At 67.7% G+C, this 19,192-nt stretch carries 17 protein-coding genes; 15 read left to right on the top strand and 2 right to left on the bottom strand.

Annotated features, from left to right (window positions below):
• Window positions 1–45: 45 nt before the first annotated feature.
• Together TSH20_RS35015 and TSH20_RS19440 are read right to left on the bottom strand one after the other, a co-directional pair.
• The gene (locus TSH20_RS35015) at window positions 46–216 is read right to left on the bottom strand and encodes a hypothetical protein (RefSeq protein WP_158282025.1); all 171 of its coding nucleotides are present in this window, start codon (window positions 214–216) and stop codon (window positions 46–48) included.
• A 118-nt stretch (window positions 217–334) separates the two neighbouring features.
• On the bottom strand, window positions 335–841 hold the full coding sequence (locus tag TSH20_RS19440; RefSeq protein WP_109076261.1) for a hypothetical protein: 507 nt from the start codon (window positions 839–841) through the stop codon (window positions 335–337).
• Window positions 842–914: 73 nt separating this feature from the next.
• Here TSH20_RS19440 and TSH20_RS19435 point away from each other — a divergent pair, with 73 nt between their 5' ends.
• From TSH20_RS19435 to TSH20_RS19360, 15 genes are all read left to right on the top strand, one after another.
• Window positions 915–2,819 carry a hypothetical protein gene (locus TSH20_RS19435; RefSeq protein WP_109076260.1) on the top strand — a complete coding sequence of 635 codons (1,905 nt, stop codon included), beginning with the start codon at window positions 915–917 and terminating at the stop codon, window positions 2,817–2,819.
• 12 nt (window positions 2,820–2,831) lie between these two features.
• Window positions 2,832–4,244 (top strand): hypothetical protein, encoded by a 1,413-nt coding sequence (locus TSH20_RS19430; RefSeq protein WP_109076259.1) that lies wholly within the window; start codon window positions 2,832–2,834, stop codon window positions 4,242–4,244.
• A gap of 10 nt (window positions 4,245–4,254) precedes the next feature.
• A complete protein-coding gene (locus TSH20_RS19425) occupies window positions 4,255–6,291 on the top strand; it encodes a cellulase family glycosylhydrolase (RefSeq protein WP_109076258.1) in 2,037 nt (678 codons plus the stop codon).
• Window positions 6,292–6,331: 40 nt separating this feature from the next.
• Window positions 6,332–6,619, top strand: a complete 288-nt coding sequence (locus TSH20_RS19420) for a hypothetical protein (RefSeq protein ID WP_146205366.1) — start codon at window positions 6,332–6,334, stop codon at window positions 6,617–6,619.
• Window positions 6,616–7,677, top strand: coding sequence for a hypothetical protein (locus TSH20_RS19415; RefSeq protein WP_109076256.1), 1,062 nt, complete (start codon window positions 6,616–6,618; stop codon window positions 7,675–7,677). The genes TSH20_RS19420 and TSH20_RS19415 overlap by 4 nt, the downstream gene beginning before the upstream one ends.
• 251 nt (window positions 7,678–7,928) lie before the next feature.
• A complete protein-coding gene (locus TSH20_RS19410) occupies window positions 7,929–9,110 on the top strand; it encodes a DUF5309 family protein (protein WP_109076255.1) in 1,182 nt (393 codons plus the stop codon).
• 147 nt (window positions 9,111–9,257) lie between these two features.
• On the top strand, window positions 9,258–9,563 hold the full coding sequence (locus TSH20_RS19405) for a hypothetical protein (RefSeq protein WP_109076254.1): 306 nt from the start codon (window positions 9,258–9,260) through the stop codon (window positions 9,561–9,563).
• Window positions 9,564–9,568: 5 nt separating this feature from the next.
• Complete coding sequence (locus TSH20_RS19400) at window positions 9,569–9,979, top strand: hypothetical protein (RefSeq protein WP_109076253.1); 411 nt, start codon at window positions 9,569–9,571, stop codon at window positions 9,977–9,979.
• Window positions 9,976–11,475 carry a hypothetical protein gene (locus TSH20_RS19395; RefSeq protein ID WP_109076252.1) on the top strand — a complete coding sequence of 500 codons (1,500 nt, stop codon included), beginning with the start codon at window positions 9,976–9,978 and terminating at the stop codon, window positions 11,473–11,475. The genes TSH20_RS19400 and TSH20_RS19395 overlap by 4 nt, the downstream gene beginning before the upstream one ends.
• A 2-nt stretch (window positions 11,476–11,477) precedes the next feature.
• Window positions 11,478–13,016 (top strand): hypothetical protein, encoded by a 1,539-nt coding sequence (locus TSH20_RS19390; protein WP_109076251.1) that lies wholly within the window; start codon window positions 11,478–11,480, stop codon window positions 13,014–13,016.
• Window positions 13,013–13,471, top strand: coding sequence for a GNAT family N-acetyltransferase (locus TSH20_RS19385; RefSeq protein ID WP_109076250.1), 459 nt, complete (start codon window positions 13,013–13,015; stop codon window positions 13,469–13,471). Before TSH20_RS19390 ends, TSH20_RS19385 begins: the two co-directional genes overlap by 4 nt.
• 1 nt (window position 13,472) lies before the next feature.
• Entirely contained in the window at window positions 13,473–14,474 is a 1,002-nt protein-coding gene (locus TSH20_RS19380) for a hypothetical protein (protein WP_109076249.1), read from the top strand.
• A gap of 13 nt (window positions 14,475–14,487) precedes the next feature.
• On the top strand, window positions 14,488–15,849 hold the full coding sequence (locus TSH20_RS35010) for a hypothetical protein (RefSeq protein WP_158282024.1): 1,362 nt from the start codon (window positions 14,488–14,490) through the stop codon (window positions 15,847–15,849).
• 13 nt (window positions 15,850–15,862) lie between these two features.
• Window positions 15,863–17,236 carry a hypothetical protein gene (locus TSH20_RS19365; protein WP_109076246.1) on the top strand — a complete coding sequence of 458 codons (1,374 nt, stop codon included), beginning with the start codon at window positions 15,863–15,865 and terminating at the stop codon, window positions 17,234–17,236.
• A 42-nt stretch (window positions 17,237–17,278) separates the two neighbouring features.
• Window positions 17,279–19,129, top strand: a complete 1,851-nt coding sequence (locus TSH20_RS19360; RefSeq protein WP_146205365.1) for a hypothetical protein — start codon at window positions 17,279–17,281, stop codon at window positions 19,127–19,129.
• Window positions 19,130–19,192: the final 63 nt, after the last annotated feature.

The raw sequence follows: 19,192 nt of genomic DNA, 5'->3' as shown, positions 1-19,192 counted from the left end.
GGGAAGCCATCACCCCGCTATGCAACCGATATACAACCGCAGCCGTCAGCGCGGGCACTCCCAACGCCAGTAGCAGCTCTGGCCGCTGGCGTCACAGATGCAGATCGGCGTGCAGTTCATGGTGTTCACCGTGCCCATCGGCGGGAAGCCGCATTGCTGGGCGACGGCGGGACCGGCCAGGGTCAGGATCAGGGCGGCAAGGGCGATACGGAACACGGTTACCTCCTTCAATGGGGGTGCCATCGTCCGATCCCCCGCCGCCACTGTCCATCGGCTTCTCCGGCTTAACGCAATCGGGTAGCAATCGCAGCGATATGCATCCGATACACAACCGCTATTCAGACGCCATCCGTTCCTCTGCGTCGAGCCTAACCCGCTGCTGGATCAGCTCCGCCGCCATCATCAGGTTGCGCGCGAGCGCGGTCAGCTCCCACGCCTCGCTCGTGGACACCTCCACCGTCACCCGCTCCCCGTCGATCCGCAGGCCCGGCATGTCGGCAAGGTTCGCCCACCCGGCTGCGATGCTCCGCCGCTCGGCCTCCCGCCTGCGCGCCGCCCGCCGCTTAGTCGCGGCGCTGCGTCGCTTGGCCGCCACCGCCTCATCCTGAACCACCGTCCGGCCGGCCGGCGTGATCCGCCACGCCTTCCCGCCCCGCGGCCCGGTGGCCGGCTCGATCCACCCGAGCCGCACCAGCTCCCCGAGCGTCTGGTCAATCCACTCCCGGCTGGAGCGCAGATAGGCCCGCCTCGCATCCACCAGCAGGCGGGACGGCACGGCGCTGTGCGGCACCTGTTCCGCGCCGTCGTGGAACAGCGCGAGCATTTCGTGGAGCTGGCTCATGGGGCCTCCTTTCCCGGCGTCAGCATAGCACGACGCGGACGACCGGCCGGCGGATTGGACCTACACCGGAGCCATGAGCGCTCCATCCTACCGCACCGATCAGAGCCCGTTCCCGGATGCCGGGGTCATCATTGACCTCTCCGACCGCGTGGACGCGCTCATGGGCTACCAGGACCTCTCCGACACGCTGAGTGCCGAGGAGGAAACCAAGCTGGTCCAGTATCTGAAGCAATGCCTTCAGATGAGCTACGACAAGGTGTCGCGCCGATATTCGCACTGGCGCGAGGCCGACCGGGCGCACGACGTTTGGGTGCCGCCCGACGCCACGAAGTTCCGGGAGAAGGTGGTGATCGCGGACACGCGCGCGATTTCCGACACGGTGCTGACCTACCTGATGGCGGCGCTCGCCGGCCGCAATCCCATGTTCCAGCTTGAAGGCATGTCGCGCAAGTCGCGCCGTGCCGCCGCCGTGTTGGAGCGCGTGCTGCACATGCAGCTCCGCCGCGGTGCCGGCGAGGCGCGGATCGCGCAGCTCCTGCTGGACTGCGTGCGCTACGGCTTCAGCCCGACCAAGCTGCATTGGGATGCGAAGCGGAACACCAACGTCCTGGTCAATTTCGACCCGAGAAGGTGCTTCCCGGATCCGCGCGTCAATTGGGGCGATTGGGAGAACGCCAGCTTCATCGGCTTCGTCTCGACCACGAGCTTCAATGCGCTCTACGCCAGCAACCTCTATCCGAAGCTGAAGAAGTACCCGGCCCTGCGGTATCGGCTGGCCTCGCCCATGGCCGGATGGGACTGCCACCAGTTCGCCAAGGAAGAGGGCAGGGGCTACAACATCGACCCGCTTCAGCCGTCCGACCGCGCCGACACGCACCAGTATTTCAGCCTGGGCGACGCGCGCGTGGTGGACGAGGTGTGGCTGCGCCTGTGCGGCTACGAGATTGGCATCCCGCAGCTCGATCAGGTCTGGATGGTCGCCACCATCCTGGACGAACAGGTCTGCATCCGGCTCCAGCTCAACCCCTACGGCGCGCACTTCCCCTGCGTGATCGGCGGCCTCTACAACGACAGCAACAAGACCTTCTCGCAGAGCCTCTACGATCTGCTGCTGCCGCTGCACGACATCGCGACGTGGCTCCTCCGCTCGCGCGTGGACAACGTGCAGGCCGCGCTGAACAACCTGATCTTTGCCGACCCGACGCAGGTGGTGATCCCCGACCTGATCGACCGCAACCCGTGGGGCGTCGTGCGCACCATGCCGGGCGTGAAGCCGGGCGAGGGCGTCTTCATCGCGCAGGTGCCCGACGTGACGCGCGGCCACTGGAACGACATCGCCGCCCTGTCCGACCTGAAGCAGCGGGTTTCGGCCGCGTCGGACGCGCAGCAGGGCATGCCCACCGCCGACGGCGTGCGCACCGCCACGGAAATCCAGCGCCTGACGCAGCTCGGCAGCCAGCGGCTTGGCGTCTTGTCGCGCGTCCTGTCCGCCACGACGATCCGCCCGCTCGTGGGCCAGATGGTTGGCAACATTCAGGACAGCATCAACTATTCGGGGTCTGTGAAAATCGACCCTTACTCGCTGCCGTCTCTGTTGTCAGACGCTGTGAAGGACGACTATTTGGACTTCCAAGTAGGCGACTTGCAGGGCGAGATTGATTACTTGATTGTCGACGGTACGCTTCCGGTGGAGCCCATGCGCAACGCCGAAACCTGGATGAACATGCTCCAGGTGCTCAACCAAACCGGCTTGTTGATGGAATACAAGGGCGGGCTCATTGCCGAGGAAGCGATCCGGTCGATGGGCATTTCCGACCTGGACCGCTTCCGGGTGAGCAAGCAGGAGCAGCAGCAGCCCACGCCTGCGCAGCAGATGATGCTCATGGAGAAGATGCGCGGCGCCAACGTGATGCCCGCCGATCAGGTGCAGCGCGAGGCCGAGCGCGGAAATCTCGTGCCGATGCAGCAGCGGGGATAAGGGGGCGGACAGATGGCACAGACCAGGGTCAATTCGAAGCAGGTGCGCCTCGTCAGCACGGCGAGCGGCACGCACGATCTGAGCAACTATCTCTCGGCGGCCGAGCGCGGCGGCAAGACGCTGGGCCAGCTCATGACGCTGCTGGTCAACGCCGACGGCACGGCGAAGTCCAACACGCAGTTCCGGCTGAACGCGGCCGGCGACGGCTACGAGGTGTCGAGCGACGGCGCCACTTGGACCAACCTGGGCTCGCTGGGCGGGCTCGTGAACGCGGCCAAGGCCTGGGCAGAGGGCGGGGCGGAGGTGCCGAGCGGTCACAAGTCGGCCAAGGAATACGCCGATCTGGCGAAGCAATGGCGCGATCAGGCTGAAGGCTTCGCGCAGCAGACCTCCGGGGGCGGCGGCGGCGCCGCTGCCAACGATCTGGCGACGCTCGCCGGTCGCGAGCCGGATCTGGACTTGCTGCTGCTGGCCGAGGCCGGCCTGCCGCCCGGCTGGTTCCGCCGCGACAGCGCCGCCACGGTGGCCGAGGTGGCTGATATCACCAAGCCGGCCATCATCACGCCCTACGCCGCCGGCCGCCCGCGCTTCCTGGCCGGCGCCGGGGGCATCGGCCGCGGCCTGCTGATCGAACCGAGCCGGACCAACTTCGTCCTGAACAGCGGCGCGCTCGTGGCGCAGTCGATCACCCTCCAGCCCGGCACCTATACGGCGCGCGTGTGGGGCCAGTCCTCCGGCGTCAGCCTCACGGGCGCGCCCGGTGGCGACTTCGTGCTGTCCAACACGCCGCAGACCTTCGTGGTTGCGGCCACAGCGGTGGTGGAAATCACCGTGGCGCAGGGCGCCGTCGTGCCGCGGGCGATCCAGATCGAGGACGGCCCCTACGCCACCAGCTACATTGCGACCGGGACCGAGCCCGTCACGCGCGCGGCGGACGAGCTGGCGCCGCCGTCGGCGCCGTGGCTCAACTCGACCGAGGGCACGATCTTCGCGGAGTTCGCAGTCGACGACTTCGCCACGGGCGCCATCAGCGGCGTGCCGGTGAGCCAGCATGTCGTCTTCGAGCTGGACGACGGCAGCCAGTCCAACGGCTATTTCGGCGGCAAGAACGGCGCCGGCACGATCTGGACCGCGGTCAAGGATCAGGCCGTGCTCGCGTCGGGCGTCGGCGCGCTGACCAAGGGCACCACCATCCGCGTGGCTCTGTCCTACGCCGCCGGCCGCCAGCTCGTGTCGCAAGGCGGGACGACGATCGGGACGGCCACCGCCGCCGGCCCCATGCCGGCGATCACCCGTGTGATGCTCGGCCGCGCGCCCGTCGCCGGCTCCCACCTGAACGGCCCGTTGCGCCGCTTCGCCTATTGGCGGACGGCGAGGGACGAGGCGCACCTGAATGCCATGACCCTTTCCTCTGTTTCTGCGTGAGGCCCCTGCCATGACCTTCGCCACGAACAACAGGCCCGGCCTCATGGGACCGGCCCACGTCTCCTTTCTGGAGCGCCTGGTTACCTCCTCCGCCGTGGCGCCGACGCCGAACGAGGACAGCACGCTCGGCTACTTCATCGGCTGCCGCTGGTATCGCGCCAACGGGCAGGAGTATGTGTGCCGCGACGCGACGCCGGCCAACGCGCGGTGGGTGCTGGTCAGCTACGCCTCGACCACCGACCCGGTGCCGCCGCCCGACACCACCGACCCGGACGAGCCCGACACCCAGCCGCCGCCGACCACGGCGCTGACCGGCGGGTTCACGACCTCGCTCAACCAGATCCTTGACGGCAGCGGCAACAAGATCCGGTTCACGGGCGTCAACATCGTGGGCCTGTCCGGCCCCAACCGGATCTTCGTCGGCTACACCGCGCGCACCTACAAGGAACAGCTCTCGCAGATCAGGGAGCTGGGCTTCAACGCGATCCGCCTGCCGCTCTCCGACGAGTTCATCACCTCGACCGAGCGCTATGCCTTCGACCGGGTGGGCCGGGCCAGCGACATGGTGGGCAAGACGCCGCTTGAGCACCTGGACCAGATCATCAACCACTGCGACAGCATCGGCCTCTACGTCCTGCTTGATCACCACTCGTCCAACCGCGAGGGTATCAATGGTGAATGGGGCATGCAAAAAAACGGCCTTTGGTACGAAACGAGGTCCGATTTCGGGCGCCGGCTGTGGACCACTGAAGAGTGGATCCAGAATTGGGTGACCCTCGCCACGCGCTACAAGGGCCGGGGCATCATCATCGGCGCCGACCTGCACAACGAGCCCTCGCAGAAGGTGCAGGATTCGCCGTATGTGGCCGGCGCCGCCTGGGGCGGCGGCAACCCCGCGCATGATTGGGCGCTCGCGGCCGAGCGCTGCGCGCACGCCATTCTGACGGCAAATCCTGACTGGCTGATCGTGGTAGAAGGGGTGTCTTATGACACCAACGGCGCCTGGGGTGAGGACGGTTTCGGCGGCCCCGGCACCAACCTGGGCGGCTACAACGTCCGCCCGCTCAAGCTGACCCGCACCGACGCCAACGGCCAGACGGTCGCGGTCAACAACAAGCTGGTCCTCTCCGCCCACCCCTACGGGCCGGAGCTGGGATACTGGCACCGCTACACCGCCGAGTATGGGTTCCCGGACAGCCTGCCGCAGACCTGGGAAGGTGCGGTGGTGACCGACGCGAAGGGCACCCGGTTCAAGGGCTTTTGGGCCGACAAGTATTGGAACAAGCAGACCCCGATGATCTGCGGCGAGTTCGGCATCCGCTACACCACCAGCACCGCGGACTCGATCACCTACGAGACGCGGCTGCTGAAGTACATGAGCGGCATCCGCGACCCGTCGGGCAACACCAGCTCGCTCGTTGGTGACGACAAGGGCATGAGCTGGTTCCGGTGGGAGTGGACCGACAACAGCGACGACACGCTGGGCATCGTGAAGACGACGGATTTCACCACCGTCAACCATGAGCGCTACGACCCGCTCGTGCCTCACCTGTTCACGGGCACCATCGTGAAGCCCGGCACCGGCACCGGGGGCGGAGGCTCCACGCCGTCTCCGCCTCCGCCGCCGCCGGAGACGCCGCCCGCGGGCACCGTCTTCGTGTCCCAGGACTTCGCGTCGGCCATGGCGCCCTTCTCGCACCGGGGCACCAGCGGCTCTACGACCGTGGTCAACGGCAAGCTGGAGGTGGTGCAGGCCGCCGCTTACAACGCCACGGTGGGCGCCTGGATCACCAACCTGACCCCCGGCGTCGCCTACGATCTGCGGATCAGCCTGACTGCGCCCAGCGGCGGGCAGGTGACGGTGAATGCCTACAACGCGAACAGCGACTACCAGACCAAGCTGGTCACGCAGGCCCACACCACCACCACGGAAGCCGCTTACGTCCTGCGCTTCATCGGACCTCCGGGCGGAACCATGGATCTGCAAATCGTCGCCAACATGGCCGGCACCTTCTACGTCGACACCTTCTCGATCACGGTTGGTTGACGCGGACGACCGGCAGGCCGGCGCGCGGCAGGATGGGGTCATGAGCATCGACCCCACCCACGCGCTCCGGCTGCTGGCCGACCTTCAGGCCTCCGACGGATGGAAGTTCCTCGTGCAGATCATGGAGGACGAAATGGTCGCGGCTGCCCGTCAGCTCGCCACCCATCGCGCCATGACCATGGACGAAATCCACTTCCGGCGCGGCGCCATTTGGGCCGCCGAGCAGCTCGTGAACCTCCCCGGCCGCCTCGCCCCGATTTACGAGACTGAGGCCGCCATCCAGAAAGCAAGCGCCGCTTCGGCCGCGCACAAGGACACCGACGCATGAACGACGTTCCGCAAGACGTGATGGACATCGCCGCCGACTATCTCGGCCCGGCCCCCCAGGCTCCCGCCTCGGCGCCGGCACCGGCCGGCATGGGCGGCGAGCTGGAGGGGCCGGCAGAGCCCGGCGGCGACAACGCGCGCGAGGAAGCCGGCGAACGGCGCCAAGCGGCCAAGTCCAGCCCGGAGGACGCGGCGATCACGGCCGGCGCCCCGAATGACGACGCCGACGCGGTGGCCTACGAGATTGATTTCGGGGAGACGGCCGGCGGCAAGCGCAAGCTCTCGCCCCAGCAGATCAAGTCCACCTTCGAACGCTACTCGGCCCTGAACCAGCGCCACGCCACGCTGAAGCCGGGCATCGAGCTGATGCAGGCGCTGATCGACAAGAGCGGCCAGCCGCCCGAAGCGGTGACCGCCTTCCTGATCGACGCGCTGAAGGGGAAGATCGACAAGGGCACAGGCACCACGGGCGGCCAGGACCCGGCCAAGGGCGAGGGCGCGCCCGGCGGCGCCCATCCGTTCGATCCCACCGCGCTCGATGCGTGGGAGAAGGAGAACGCCGTCACCCTGCCGCCCGGCTACAAGGAAGGCGCCGGCACCATCGCCGCCCTTCAGCGGCAGGTGGGCGAGCTGAGCGGCATGCTTCAGCAGGTGCTGGGCCAGGGCGCCGGCATGGTCGATGCGAGCCGGCAGGCGATGCAGCAGGCCACCGGCATGCAGACCAACGCGCTGCGCGCCGCCATCGGCCAGAACCTGGGCGCGGCTCAGATGAAGTACCAGCTCCCCGACGACAGCCAGAACGACTTCCTGTCCTTCGCGGCCGAGCGCGGCTTCACGATGGAGGACTTCGTGGATCCGACCCTCACCGACAAGGTGGTGGGCGACTTCTCTGCCGTGCGCTCCACCCCGGAAATGGAGCGGCTGCGCGGCATCCATCAGCGCCGACAAGCCTTCACGGGCGGGATCGGCAGCGCCCCCTCCGCAGGTGGCACCAAGCCCAAGGGCGGTGGGGACGAAGAGTTCGCCAGCATGCTGGATCACGTCTACAGCAAGCGGTGACAGAGGCCCCACGCGGGGCGTTTCCTCCCACGGGAACTTAGGCGGTTGCGTATTTGGAAATACGCACCGCCTTTTTTATGGGACACAACCAGGAGGCAACTTTAAGGCAACCAAGCGAACGAGCCGCTTCTGCCGCCACCCCGAGGGGTCGCCGCTCCGCAGCCGCTCCGTCCGCGACGGACAGCCGAAGGCCATGAGCCCCAAGGGGGCTCGGACGTCATCGCAACCCCTCGCACTGATGGAGTTCTCTCATGGGCAACGCGATCCTGGGCCTGCGCGGCACCGGCCAGTTCAGCACCGACTTCCGCCCGACCAACTACCGCGAGCTGTATACGCTGCTGGAGCCGAACGGCACCGCGCCGCTCAACGCTCTGCTGGCCATGTCGAAGTCGGAGCAGGTGGACGATCCGAAATTTAATCATTTCTTGGACGAGCTGCCGGATCGTGTCGTGACGATCAGCAACGCCGCCGGCTACGCCGCGGGCGTCACTTCGCTGACCATCGCCGCGTCGGGCAACGCCGGCTTCATCACCAAAAATACGGTTTTGGTGAACGCCCGCACGAACGAAGTGATGCAGGTCACGGCCGACACCACCGACACCACGCTGACCGTCATCCGCAACGTCGGCGGCACCAACCTCGCCATCCTGGACGCCGACAAGCTGGTGATCGCCGGCTCGGCCAACCCTGAAGGCGGCGATGTCGGCACGCCCGTGTCGTTCGATCCGACCCTGGATTACAACTACACGCAGATTTTCCGTACTCCCTTCAGCGTGTCCAACACCCTGAAGAACACCTACACCCGCACGGGCGACAAGGAAAAGGAGTACAAGGAAAAGGCGCTGAAGCTGCACATGCAGGACATCGAGCGCGCGTTCATTTTCGGCCGCCGGGCCGAGGTCAACGGCACTTCCTCGCAGCCGACGCGCTACACGGGCGGTCTGATGACCATGATCCCGAACGTCGTGGACGTGGGCGCCGCCACCACCCCCGGCGTGATGACGGAAAAGGACTTCGACCGGACGCTGATCGAGAACATCTTCGCCTACGGCTCCAAGCAGAAGATCGCCTTCTGCGGCCCGCGCATCGCCTCCAACATGATGGAGATTGCGAAGAACCGCTGGCAGCCGACGCAGATTTCCACGGGCGCCTACGGCGTGTCCTTCACCGGCTACGCCACCTTTGCCGGCGATCTGCTGGTCTACCTGCACCCGCAGTTCCGCCAGCTCCCCGGCATGGACAGCACCATGCTGATCCTGGATCTGCCGCAGCTCCGCTACCGCTACCTCGCCAACCGCGACACCAAGCTGCTGCCGAACCGACAGGGCAACGGCGCCGACGGCGTGACGCACGAGTACCTGACCGAGGCCGGCCTGGAAATGACGCAGAGCAAGGTCCACACCATCGTCAAGGGCTGGACCAAGGTCAGCTAACGGACGCATAGCGTTCGTATATCGGTTGCATAGACGACCGATATTTATGTGATAGCGGGGCGCCTCACGGGGCGCCCCGTTCTCGTGAGGGACGACCGGCCTCCCGATCTGGCGCACCCTCGCCCGGATCAACCGAGGAGTTCCCGCATGTCCCGTGTCACCGTCGGCGGCGCCAGCACCGGCACCGCGCGCGCCCGTACCGAAGCCGACGAGGCCGAGGCCGCCACCCCGGCGAAGAAGGTCAAGGCCACCCCGGCGCCCGCCGGCACCGTGCGCTTCCACACCCTCCTGCGCGAGAGCGTGCCCTTTGACCTCTACGTGGACGGCACCTGCATCGTCGGCGCCTGGAACACCGGCAAGACGGCGGTGGAGTGGGCGGTCCCGGCCGACCTCGCGGACAACATCGACCGGCACCACTACGTCGTGACCGGCCGCATCGGGCGCGCGGAGTAACCGTCATGCAGCCGTCGCTCAGCCCTCACATCGCAGACGACTTCTCGCCCCTGGACGAGCTGGCGCGGCGCGCCTTCCGTCGCTACGGCGAGATGAACCCGGCGTCGATCAGCGGCGAGGCGGCGGCGCTGATGCTCGACCTGTCGCAGCAGGTGGTCGATGATTTCAACGAGCACCCGCTGCGCTCCGGCGACCGGCTGCCCTACTACACCCATGAGACGGATCGCCGGCCGATCCCCGACGCCATCGTGCAGTCGGGCCTGCTGGCCTATTACGCCGTGCAGCAGGACAGCGGGAAGGCGACGGGCTACCTGAAGCTCTACTTCCACACCCTCAACCGCACGCTGAACGGCCTGACCAATCCCGACAACAAGCGCCCCGAGCTGCGGGCCTATGATCGGGAGGGCGGCCGGTGACGGATCATTCCAAGGCGCCTGCCGGCGTCCAGCTTCGGACCAACGCCTATGAAGACTTCAGCGGCTTGGATGCGACGCGCGATAAAAACAGCCTGGATATCGGAAAGGGGCAGCCGCTCCTCGCGCTCGACAACGCCTTTTGCGATTGGCGCGGGCAGATTGTCCGCGACCCTGGCGCGAACAAGGTGGCGGGCGGCGAAGGCCTGATCCGCTGCGTCACCTTCGCGACGCGCGACACGCTGGCCTGGGCGGAGGACGGCGGCGACGGCGTGACGCTGGGCAGCTCGCGCGGCTCGCGCCTGCCCGGCGCCTTCCCCAAGGGGGCGGGCGTCACCACCGCCGCCTTCAACCGCCGCGCTTTGTTCCTCTCGCCGGGCTCGGTTCCCCTGCGCTTTGACGGCGCGAAGTTTGAGGGCTTCACCGGCAACGTCGAGCTGAAGCCGGCCTTCGGGACGGCCATCCAGCGCCGGCTCGCCGTGGCGGGAATCCCCGGCAAGCCGACCGAGATCTGGCTGTCCCGCGTGGACGAGGAGGGCGTCCATGTCGCGGATGAGCCTGCCAACAGCACGAACGTGCTGCGCGCCGGCACCATCGACATCGGCAACCTTCTCGGCACCAACGACGAAATCACCGGCATCGGGACGGTGGAGAACAACCGGCTCGCCGTCTTCACCAACGACAGCGTGTGGGTTTACATCATCGACCCGGACCTGACGAAGTGGAGCGTGGAGGACCGCGCCGCCGTGCAGGTGGGCACGATCTCCCACGCCACGATCTGCCGTGCCGGCACCGACCTTCTGTTCTGCGCGCGGGACGGCATCTACTCGCTGAAGCGCGCGGCCGAGAACGGTCTGGTGCTCTATGCCGAGCCGCTGTCGTCCCGCATCGACAACCTCTACCGCCGGCTGGTGCGTTCGGTCCCGGACCCGCGCCGGATCTCGGCGGTGTGGGATCAGGACACCGGCCAGTATCACGTCTTCTTTCCCCAGGCCGGCATCTACTGCACGCGCCTGACCATGACCCTGCCGCCGGCCGGCGTCGAGGGTGGGCCGAAGTGGAGCATGGGCAGCTTCCTGAACGCGCGCTGCGGCGCCGCGCTGGGCGGGGCTCTGGTCTATGGCACCTCCGGCGGCATCTGGTCGCTGGTGCGCGATGAGGACGTGGTGGGCGAGCAGGAGCCCACGGCAACGATCATCACGCCGATGCTGTGGACCGGCTCGCTGAAGGACACCAAGCAAGGCCACTCGCTGATCCTCCAGGCGTCGGGCGTCGGCGCCGTCCAGGTGGACGTGATTGACGACGAGCAGCGGCCGCTCACCAGCCTCGTGGTGGAGATCGACGCCGACGACCGCGAGCCCTTCCCGGACATTCCGCTGGAACGCCAGTACGAGCGCCAGTTCCCCCACCGCTTCCGGGGCGTGCAGCTCCGCTTCACCATCCAGGGCGAGGCCCGCACTCGCCTGATTGGCTTCAGCCTCAACACGAGGAAGTCCTGACCATGGCGCGTCTCCGGCAGCAGCACCCCAGCAACTACCGCTCCAGCGGCACGATCAGCGACGAGTTCGAACAGATCGTCCGTTACCTCAACGCGAGCGAGCGCGGCAACAAGACGCTGGGCGAGCTGATCGCGCAGTTGTTCGATGACGCCGGCAACTTCGCCGGCCCCGTCGCCTTCCGCCTCGACAGCGTGAACGGGTTCCAGGTCCGCATCGGCACCTATGCCGACCCCCAGGCGGGGTGGCAGACGCTGGCCGGGATTGCCGATCTGCGCGGGCCGTCGGGCATTGACGTCGGTTTGATCGAAGGGCCGCTGTTCTTCAACCGGCGTGAATACGTCGTGTCGAACGCGCCGCTCGGCACCACCCAGCTCCCCTACGACTTCAGCCCGATCAGCTCCACCATCGTGATCTACCGCAACGGCCTTCTGTTGCAGGAGAACGCCTATGTCGGGGACCGCACCCTCAACCAGATCTTCTTCACCGACCCGCTGCTGAACAATGACCGGGTGACCGTCTACTCCGTGCGCGCGGACGAGGCGAGCGGGTTCAAGCGCGAGGACATGCGCGCGTCGCAAAATCAGGCGGTGTTCCCCTTGGCGAACACGGCCACGCAGCGCTTCCTGGTCTTCCGGGACGGCGTGCTCCAGCGCGACGGCGCCGCCTACGATTACGTGCTCGCCCCCGACGCCAGCACCATCACCTTCATGCAGCCGCTCGATGACGGCGACATGGTGACCTTCATGCGCGTGGAGGACACCGCCCTCACGCGCGTGGCCGGCCTCCTCATGGAGGAGGATTGGGTGGTCAACGGGTTCATTCCCTGGTCCAAGGTGTCCGTGCCCAACGGCGCGATCAGCGCCGACAAGGTGTTCGGCCTGGGCAGCGTCGTGTCGGAGGCCGCCCTGGCGAGCATCGGGCCGACGGCGCCGACCTCGCCCAACTACCGCAAGCTCTGGATCGACACCACCGAGGTGCCGAACGTCCTGCGCTTCTACGACGGGGTGCAGTGGCTGCGCGCGAGCGCGATCACGGCGCTGCCGGAGTTCACCACGGCCAACGCCAACCAGATCGTCAAGCTCAACGGCACCGGCACCGCGCTGATCTACGCCGATCCCGACTACTCGACGCTCATTGCGAAGGAGAAGATGGGGATTGCCGACGGCGTGGCGACGCTGGACACCAACGGCAAGGTGCCGGTGGGCCAGCTCCCGGCCGTGTCGAAGGGCGTCTTCTGGCACAGGATCGCGGGCGCGGTGGCGAACGGCTCTTTCCTGATCCAGCGCGTGTTCAACATGCGGGTGCGGATCGAAGCCATGACCTACCGCACCGGCACCGGCCAGTGCGACGTGAGCCTCCAGATCAACGGCACGACGCAGGGCGCCACCTACACCGCGGGCGTGTCCGTGGGCGCGGTGAAGTTCCCCTCGCAGATCGAGCTGGACGCCACGCAGGCCTCGCTGACGGTGGGCTATGCGGTCGCCAATCAGGCCTCCGCCACCGACCTGGAAATCGGCATCACCTATTCGGTGCTGCCGTGAAGATCCGGCCGGTCACGCCACTGGACACGCTGGTGTGCGTGGACATGGCCGCCCGGTTCGCGGGCGAGAGCGCCTATGCCGGCCTGCCCGTGAACGAGGAGAAGCTGCGCACGCTGGCCGCCCGCTACGCCACGCAACCGGAGTGCTATTTCCGGGTGGCGGAAGAGGACGGCTGGATCGTCGGAATGCTGCTGGGCCACACAACGCCCTTCATCTTCGGGGACGCGCTGCTGGCCGAACAGCTCTTTTGGTACGTGACGCCGGAGCGGCGCGGGTCCTCCGTCGCCGTGCGCATGCTGATCGACTTCGCCGCCTGGGCGGAGGATCAGGGCGTGGCCGAGATCTGCGTTGGCATCACCACGGGAATGGACATCGACGGGCCGGTGGGTGGCGTGCTGGAACGGCTCCGCTTCAAGCGCACCGGCTCGATCTACAAGCTGCGGATGGAGGTTTGAGATGTGCGGTGGCGGCGGATCGCAGAGCGTCCCTGAGAAGTCGGCGGCGCAAATCGCGTCCGAAGAACGGATGCGCAAGGAGGAGCTGGCCCTTCAGCAGCGCCAGTTTGAGGCGCAGCAGGCGGCAGCCGCGGCGGCGGCCGAGCGCGAGCGGCAGGCGGCCGAGCAGCAGCGCCAGTTCCAGCTCATGCAGCTCACGCAGGCCGACACGCAGGCGCGGACGGAGCGGGAGTGGCAGGCTCAGCAGCAGGCCGCCGCACAGGAGCGGGCCGACCGGCTGGCGGCCGAGGAGCGGGCGCGCCAGGACGCCGCCAAGGCCGCGGCCGACGCGCTGTCCGAAAAGAAGCTCCAGGCGCAGATGCTGCGCGCCACCGGGCAAGCCGGCGCGCTGCGCACGCAGCTCGACGCGGCCAACGCCTGGGACGAGGACATCTTCAACCAGATCGCCATGGCCGCCTCCAGCCTCTACGGCCAGCTCGGGGAGAGCACCGACAACACGGCCTATTCCGCGATCACGGACCTGAACAACGCGGCGACGCAGCGCATGATCGCGCTCAACCGGACCCGCGATGATCTGGAACGGCAGGCCCGCACCAACTACGAGCTGCTGAGCAAGCGGAACGATATCACCTCGCTAGACATGGTGGATCAGATCGCAGCACAGTATGCATCGCTGTTCGATGACGCGGGCAAGTACAAGGCCACGAACGCGGACGACGAAATCACCAGCATCAAGGCCTTCCTGGATAAGAACCGCACCCGCTTGCAGTCGGAGGCGGACGCCAAGAAGGCGCAGGCCGCGGCCGACGCCGCCGCCGCCGGCACGCAGGTGAAGTTGGTCGACCCCAACCAGATCGCCACCACCACGCCGACCGCGGCCGTCGGCACCAACGTGGCCGGCGGCGCGCCGGCCGTCGGCGCCAACGCCTTCAGCGCTTCGCTCGGCGGAGCCGTCAATGCCAAGAACCCCACCAAGCAGGTGGGTTGGTCCAGCTTGTTCTGAGGGGGGAACCGATATGCCGTGGCAAGACCGCAATTGGATCGACGACCTGACGCCGGCCCAGCGCAACTTCCTCCAGCAGCAGGGGGTTTGGGTTCCCGACAACGGCGGGCAGCCGCTCAGCCCGTGGGAATATCTCGGGAACGAACAGAACCTGTGGGACCAGAACCGCTTCAATCAGCAGTACGGGCAGGCTTTCCAGCAGTACACCGCCGCCAACCCCGGCCTTGGCGGCAGCCAGACCGGGACCGGCAACTGGCAGCAGTCCCCGGTCCAGAACTACTCCGACGCCGACCTGGAATACTACTTCGGCTCGCAGCCCGACATTCTTGCCGCCCGGCAGGCCAACCCCGGCTTCGATCTGCGCGCTTGGTACACCAACCACGGCGCGGCCGAGGTGGCGAACGGGCAGCGTGCGCTCGGCAACGGCCCGCAACCCCAGCCCCAGCCCCAGCCGCAACCCCAGCCGCAACCCCAGCCCCAGCCCCAGCCGCAGCCCACCACGCCGACAAAAACGTGGGAGCAGCAGTGGATGGAGCAGCAGGCGGCGCAGGCCGAGGCGGATCGCCGGGCGCGCGAGGCTGCCCAGCAGGCGCAGTGGGAGCGCGAGGAGCGACTGCGGCAGGAGGAGCTGGCCCGCCAGCAGGCCGCCGCGGCGGAGGCGGAGCGCAGGCGGCAGGAGCAGCTTAGCGCCACGCGCACCCGCGTGCTCGGTCAGAAGGACAGCTACCTCTCCCAGCTCCAGGGTGCCAATGCCTGGGATGAGGACGTGTTCAACCAGATCGCCAGCTCGGCCAGCTCGCTGTTCGGTCAGCTCGGGGACGCGGCCGACAGCGGCTCGACCGCCGCGATCCAGGATCTGCTGAACCAAGTGCAGGGCCGGCGCACTGCCCTGAACAACAGCCGCAACCAGTTCGAATTGGACGCGCGCAACGCCTATGGCGAGCTGCGGAAGCGCACGGACTTCTACACCGCGGCCGACATCGACAACATCGCCAACGGCTACGCTTCCATGTTCGGGGACATCGACAAGTATCGCGCGACGCAGGCCTCCGACGAGGTGGCGCAGATCAAGGCCTATCTCGACCAGCAGCGGGGCCGCATCACGAACGACGCCGCGACCAAGAAGGCGGCGGACGACGCGGCGGCCGGTTCCGTGGGATCTGTGATCAAGGGGCCGATCCTTGGCCCGACCAGCTCCGGCTATTCGGCGGCCACGCCGAGCGGCGGCGGCAGCGTGACGGGCACCGGGACCGGCGGGACTTCGGTCAACGGCAACGCCGCCTTCAGCGCCTCGCTCGGCGGCGCCGCCGCGGCCGGTGCGTCCACCAACAACGCCACCACGCAGTCGCAGCGCGGGTGGCAGTCGCTGTTCTAAGGGGAGGGGCGGGATGATTTGGCCGATGGTCATTGCGGCGGGTGTGTCCCTGGCCTCCGGCGCCATGTCGGCGTCGGCGGCCAACCGCGCGAACGCCCAGGCGGGCGCCGCCGCCGCCCGGCAGTACCAGCTCGGGCAGCGCCAGCAGGAGTTCGCGGAGAAGCGCTACCGCGACGAAATGCAGGCGAAGCTGGCCGAGAACGCCTTCATGTCCGACCTGCGGGACAAGCAGATCGCGACGAACAAGGACCTCTTCGCCAAGGGCATGGACGACTACCTGACGCAGCGCGGGTGGGCCGTCCAGGACCGGGATATGTCCCAACAGCTCGCGGAAGAGGTGCGCGGCTACCAGCGCGATGTCTACCAGGACCAGCAGCAGAACCAGGATCTGTTCTACGACGAGCGCGGCGCCGACCGGGCGCTGCGCAATGCGGGCTACGCGCAGGATCGGGGCTATCTCGGCTCGGTCTATGCGAGCGAGCAGGCGCGCATCAATCAGGACATGGAGCTGCGCGCCAACCTCTTGGACATGGCGACCCGGTACGGCGGCACCATTGACGAGGTGATGGCGGCGCTGGGCCAGATGGAGGATATCCCGGACTTCCTCTCCTCGCTTCAGGGCGAGACGGCCAGCCGCACCGCCGCCTATCAGGCCGACGTGGACCGCGCGCTGGAACGGGCGGGCTCCACGGGCGCGGCCGACATGATCCGCAAGGGCCTCGATCGGTCCACGCTGGAGGTGGAGCGGGAGCGTGATCTGGCCGCCACCGGGGCCAAGGCCTATCAGGACGCCCGCATGCGCGCGGCGCAGGAGGCTCTGGCGCTGATCACCGGCCAGCAGCAGTCCTACCTCGCCAACCGAGGCGCGCGGGTGGACGACCGCGGCCGGGTGGTGCGCGAGGCCACGGCCGGGCAGGGCGCCTCCATGGAGGCGATGCTGAAGATGATGGGCGACCGCAAGCCGACCATCGCACCCAAGGCGCAGATCGAGCCGGAGAGCATGCGCTATGTGCCCACCGTCTCCGCGCCCAACCTCTCCATGGCCCAAAGCCCGCGCCTGCCCGGCCTGCCGACCAACCCCTATCTCGGGATCGCGCGGCTGGACACCAGCATGCCGAGCCTGGATTTCTCGGGCGATCAGGCCAGCTCCCGGTCGCTCGGTTATTACGGCGACTATGCGTCCAACATGACCAAGCGCGCCGACGCCGCGGTGGGCTATGCCGGCGGCCGGTTCGATGCGCTGATGAAGGAGCTGGGGCCGAGCATGGACAAGTGGTTCGGCTCGCTGAGCGATAGCGGCGGGATGACCAACCAGTATGCCGCCGGCAGTCCGTACACCGACACCTGGATGATGTCGGGCAATTCGCAATCCATGCTGGGGAGCTGAGCCATGGGCCTCGCTATGTTTGCGCCCGCATTCCTTCAGGGCATGGATGACAACGACACGCGCTCGCGCAACCGGCGCATTGAGAACATGCGGGTGTGGGAGGAGTTCAGGAAGAACAATCCTCACGCCACGCTGGACGATCTGCGCGGCATGGCCGACAAGCTGTCCGACGGCCAGAACTACTTCCGGGGCGGGCTGCCGGCGGAACAGATGCTTGGCCGCATCGCGGACGAGAACGCCGCCAAGCTGGCCGACGAACAGCTCCAGCGCGAAATGACCGGCTACCAAGCCGACGCCCAGCGCGAGGCCTACATCGACCAGCTCTTGAAGGACAAGCTGCTGTCGAATGACGACACCTCCGCCATCGCGGCCGAGGCGGTCAAGAACCTCAACCCCACCCTGCGCGGCTATTGGGACGAGAAGTATCTGCCGCGCCTCGACCGCAAGCGCGACGATCTGGCGCGCGCGGAAGCCCGCACCGCCGCCACCGACTTCATGGCGATGGCGCCGGGCGCCCGCGACATGGCAGCGGCCGAGCCGATGCTGTCGAAGCTGTCGCCGCGCTCGGCCGAGATTGCCCGGCAGGCGATCCAGGCCCACGTCGCAAAGAATGCCCAGGATTGGGAGCTGCGCGAGTTCGACAAGCGCATGCGGATTGCCGACATGGCCGAGCGCCGGGCCGAGCGCGAGCGGGCTGCGCGCGAGCGTGAGGAGGAGCGGCGCATGAGCCGCGAGCTGGCCGCCACCACCGCGGTGCTGAACAGCCCGGCCGCCAAGCTGCTGACCGATCCGTCCACCGCCGCCCTGCCGCCGGACCAGAAGGCGCAGGCGCTGAAGGGCGTGATCGACTTGGTGAACAGCCAGTACCAGACGAAGATCACCCCCGATCAGATCATCAGCGCCACCTCCATGACCGGCCCGCTCGGCGTCGTCGCCAACCAGCAGGCTTGGCAGGAAGCGCGGTCCAAGAGCTTCGATCAGCAGTGGGCGAAGGACGTCAAGTTCGGGGAGGAATACCTGACCAAGGGTGCCGCTTCGATCCTTGAAGGGGCCACCACGGATCCGCAGGCCCGCTCCGCCGCGCTCTCCGTCGCCGCCGGCTTCGGCCAGACCGCGCCGCACATGGCAAGCCAGATCGTGCCGGCGATCCAGGACGCCCTGCGCCAGGGCAAGAAGACGCCGAAGGACATTCAGGCCTACGTGCTCCAGAACGTGAAGGATCTCACCCCAGCGAGCGACGCCTACCGCACGGAACTGAACGCCCGCATGAAGCTGCCGCCACCCTTCGCCACCCCGGAGGTGGAAAAGAGGCTGTCCTGGCTCAACGAAACCGCCGCCACCCTCGACACGGTGGATCGTCTGGCGCAGCAGCCGCCCAACGTCGCCCTTGCCCTGATGCGCGGCAGCGTTGAGGGGTTCAAGGAGCCGGAGAAGGCCACGCCGAGCGAGTTCCTGGAGAGCTTCAAGAACAAGCTGCGCGCGGAAATCAGGACGGCCGAGGCGGAGTTGCAGAGCTACCGCGAGCATGCGGCGGGCAGCCGCGTCATCGTGGACGAGAACAAGCTCGCCAAGGCGATGGAGGCGGTCAACGCGCTGAAGGGCCGCCTCGACGCGCTGACCTATACCGGAGCCACGGGGAGCTACCCCGAGCCGGCGCCGGTCACGTCGCAAGACTTCGGGGTGCCGCGCAACACCGTGTCGACCCTGCCGATGATGGGCGGGCTCCCGTCTGCGGCCGGCAACCCGCTGGCACAGGCGGCCACGCGCGCGCAGATGCGCATGGGCGACCTCCAGCCGAGGGACACGGCCGGCGCCGCCAAGGTGCTGGCCGAAGAGGCGGCGCGGGTGGGCGTCTCGCCGCAGCAGCTCGCCGCCTTCCTGCGCGGACAGTGACGCGAGGGACGACCCGTCCCTGATCTGGCGGCACGGTGGGCCATCCCTGATCCAAGGATGGTC

Source organism: Azospirillum sp. TSH20 (assembly GCF_003115935.1).
Classification (GTDB): domain Bacteria; phylum Pseudomonadota; class Alphaproteobacteria; order Azospirillales; family Azospirillaceae; genus Azospirillum.
Note: the sequence above shows the minus strand (reverse complement) of the source record. Positions and strands in the feature narration are given on the sequence as shown.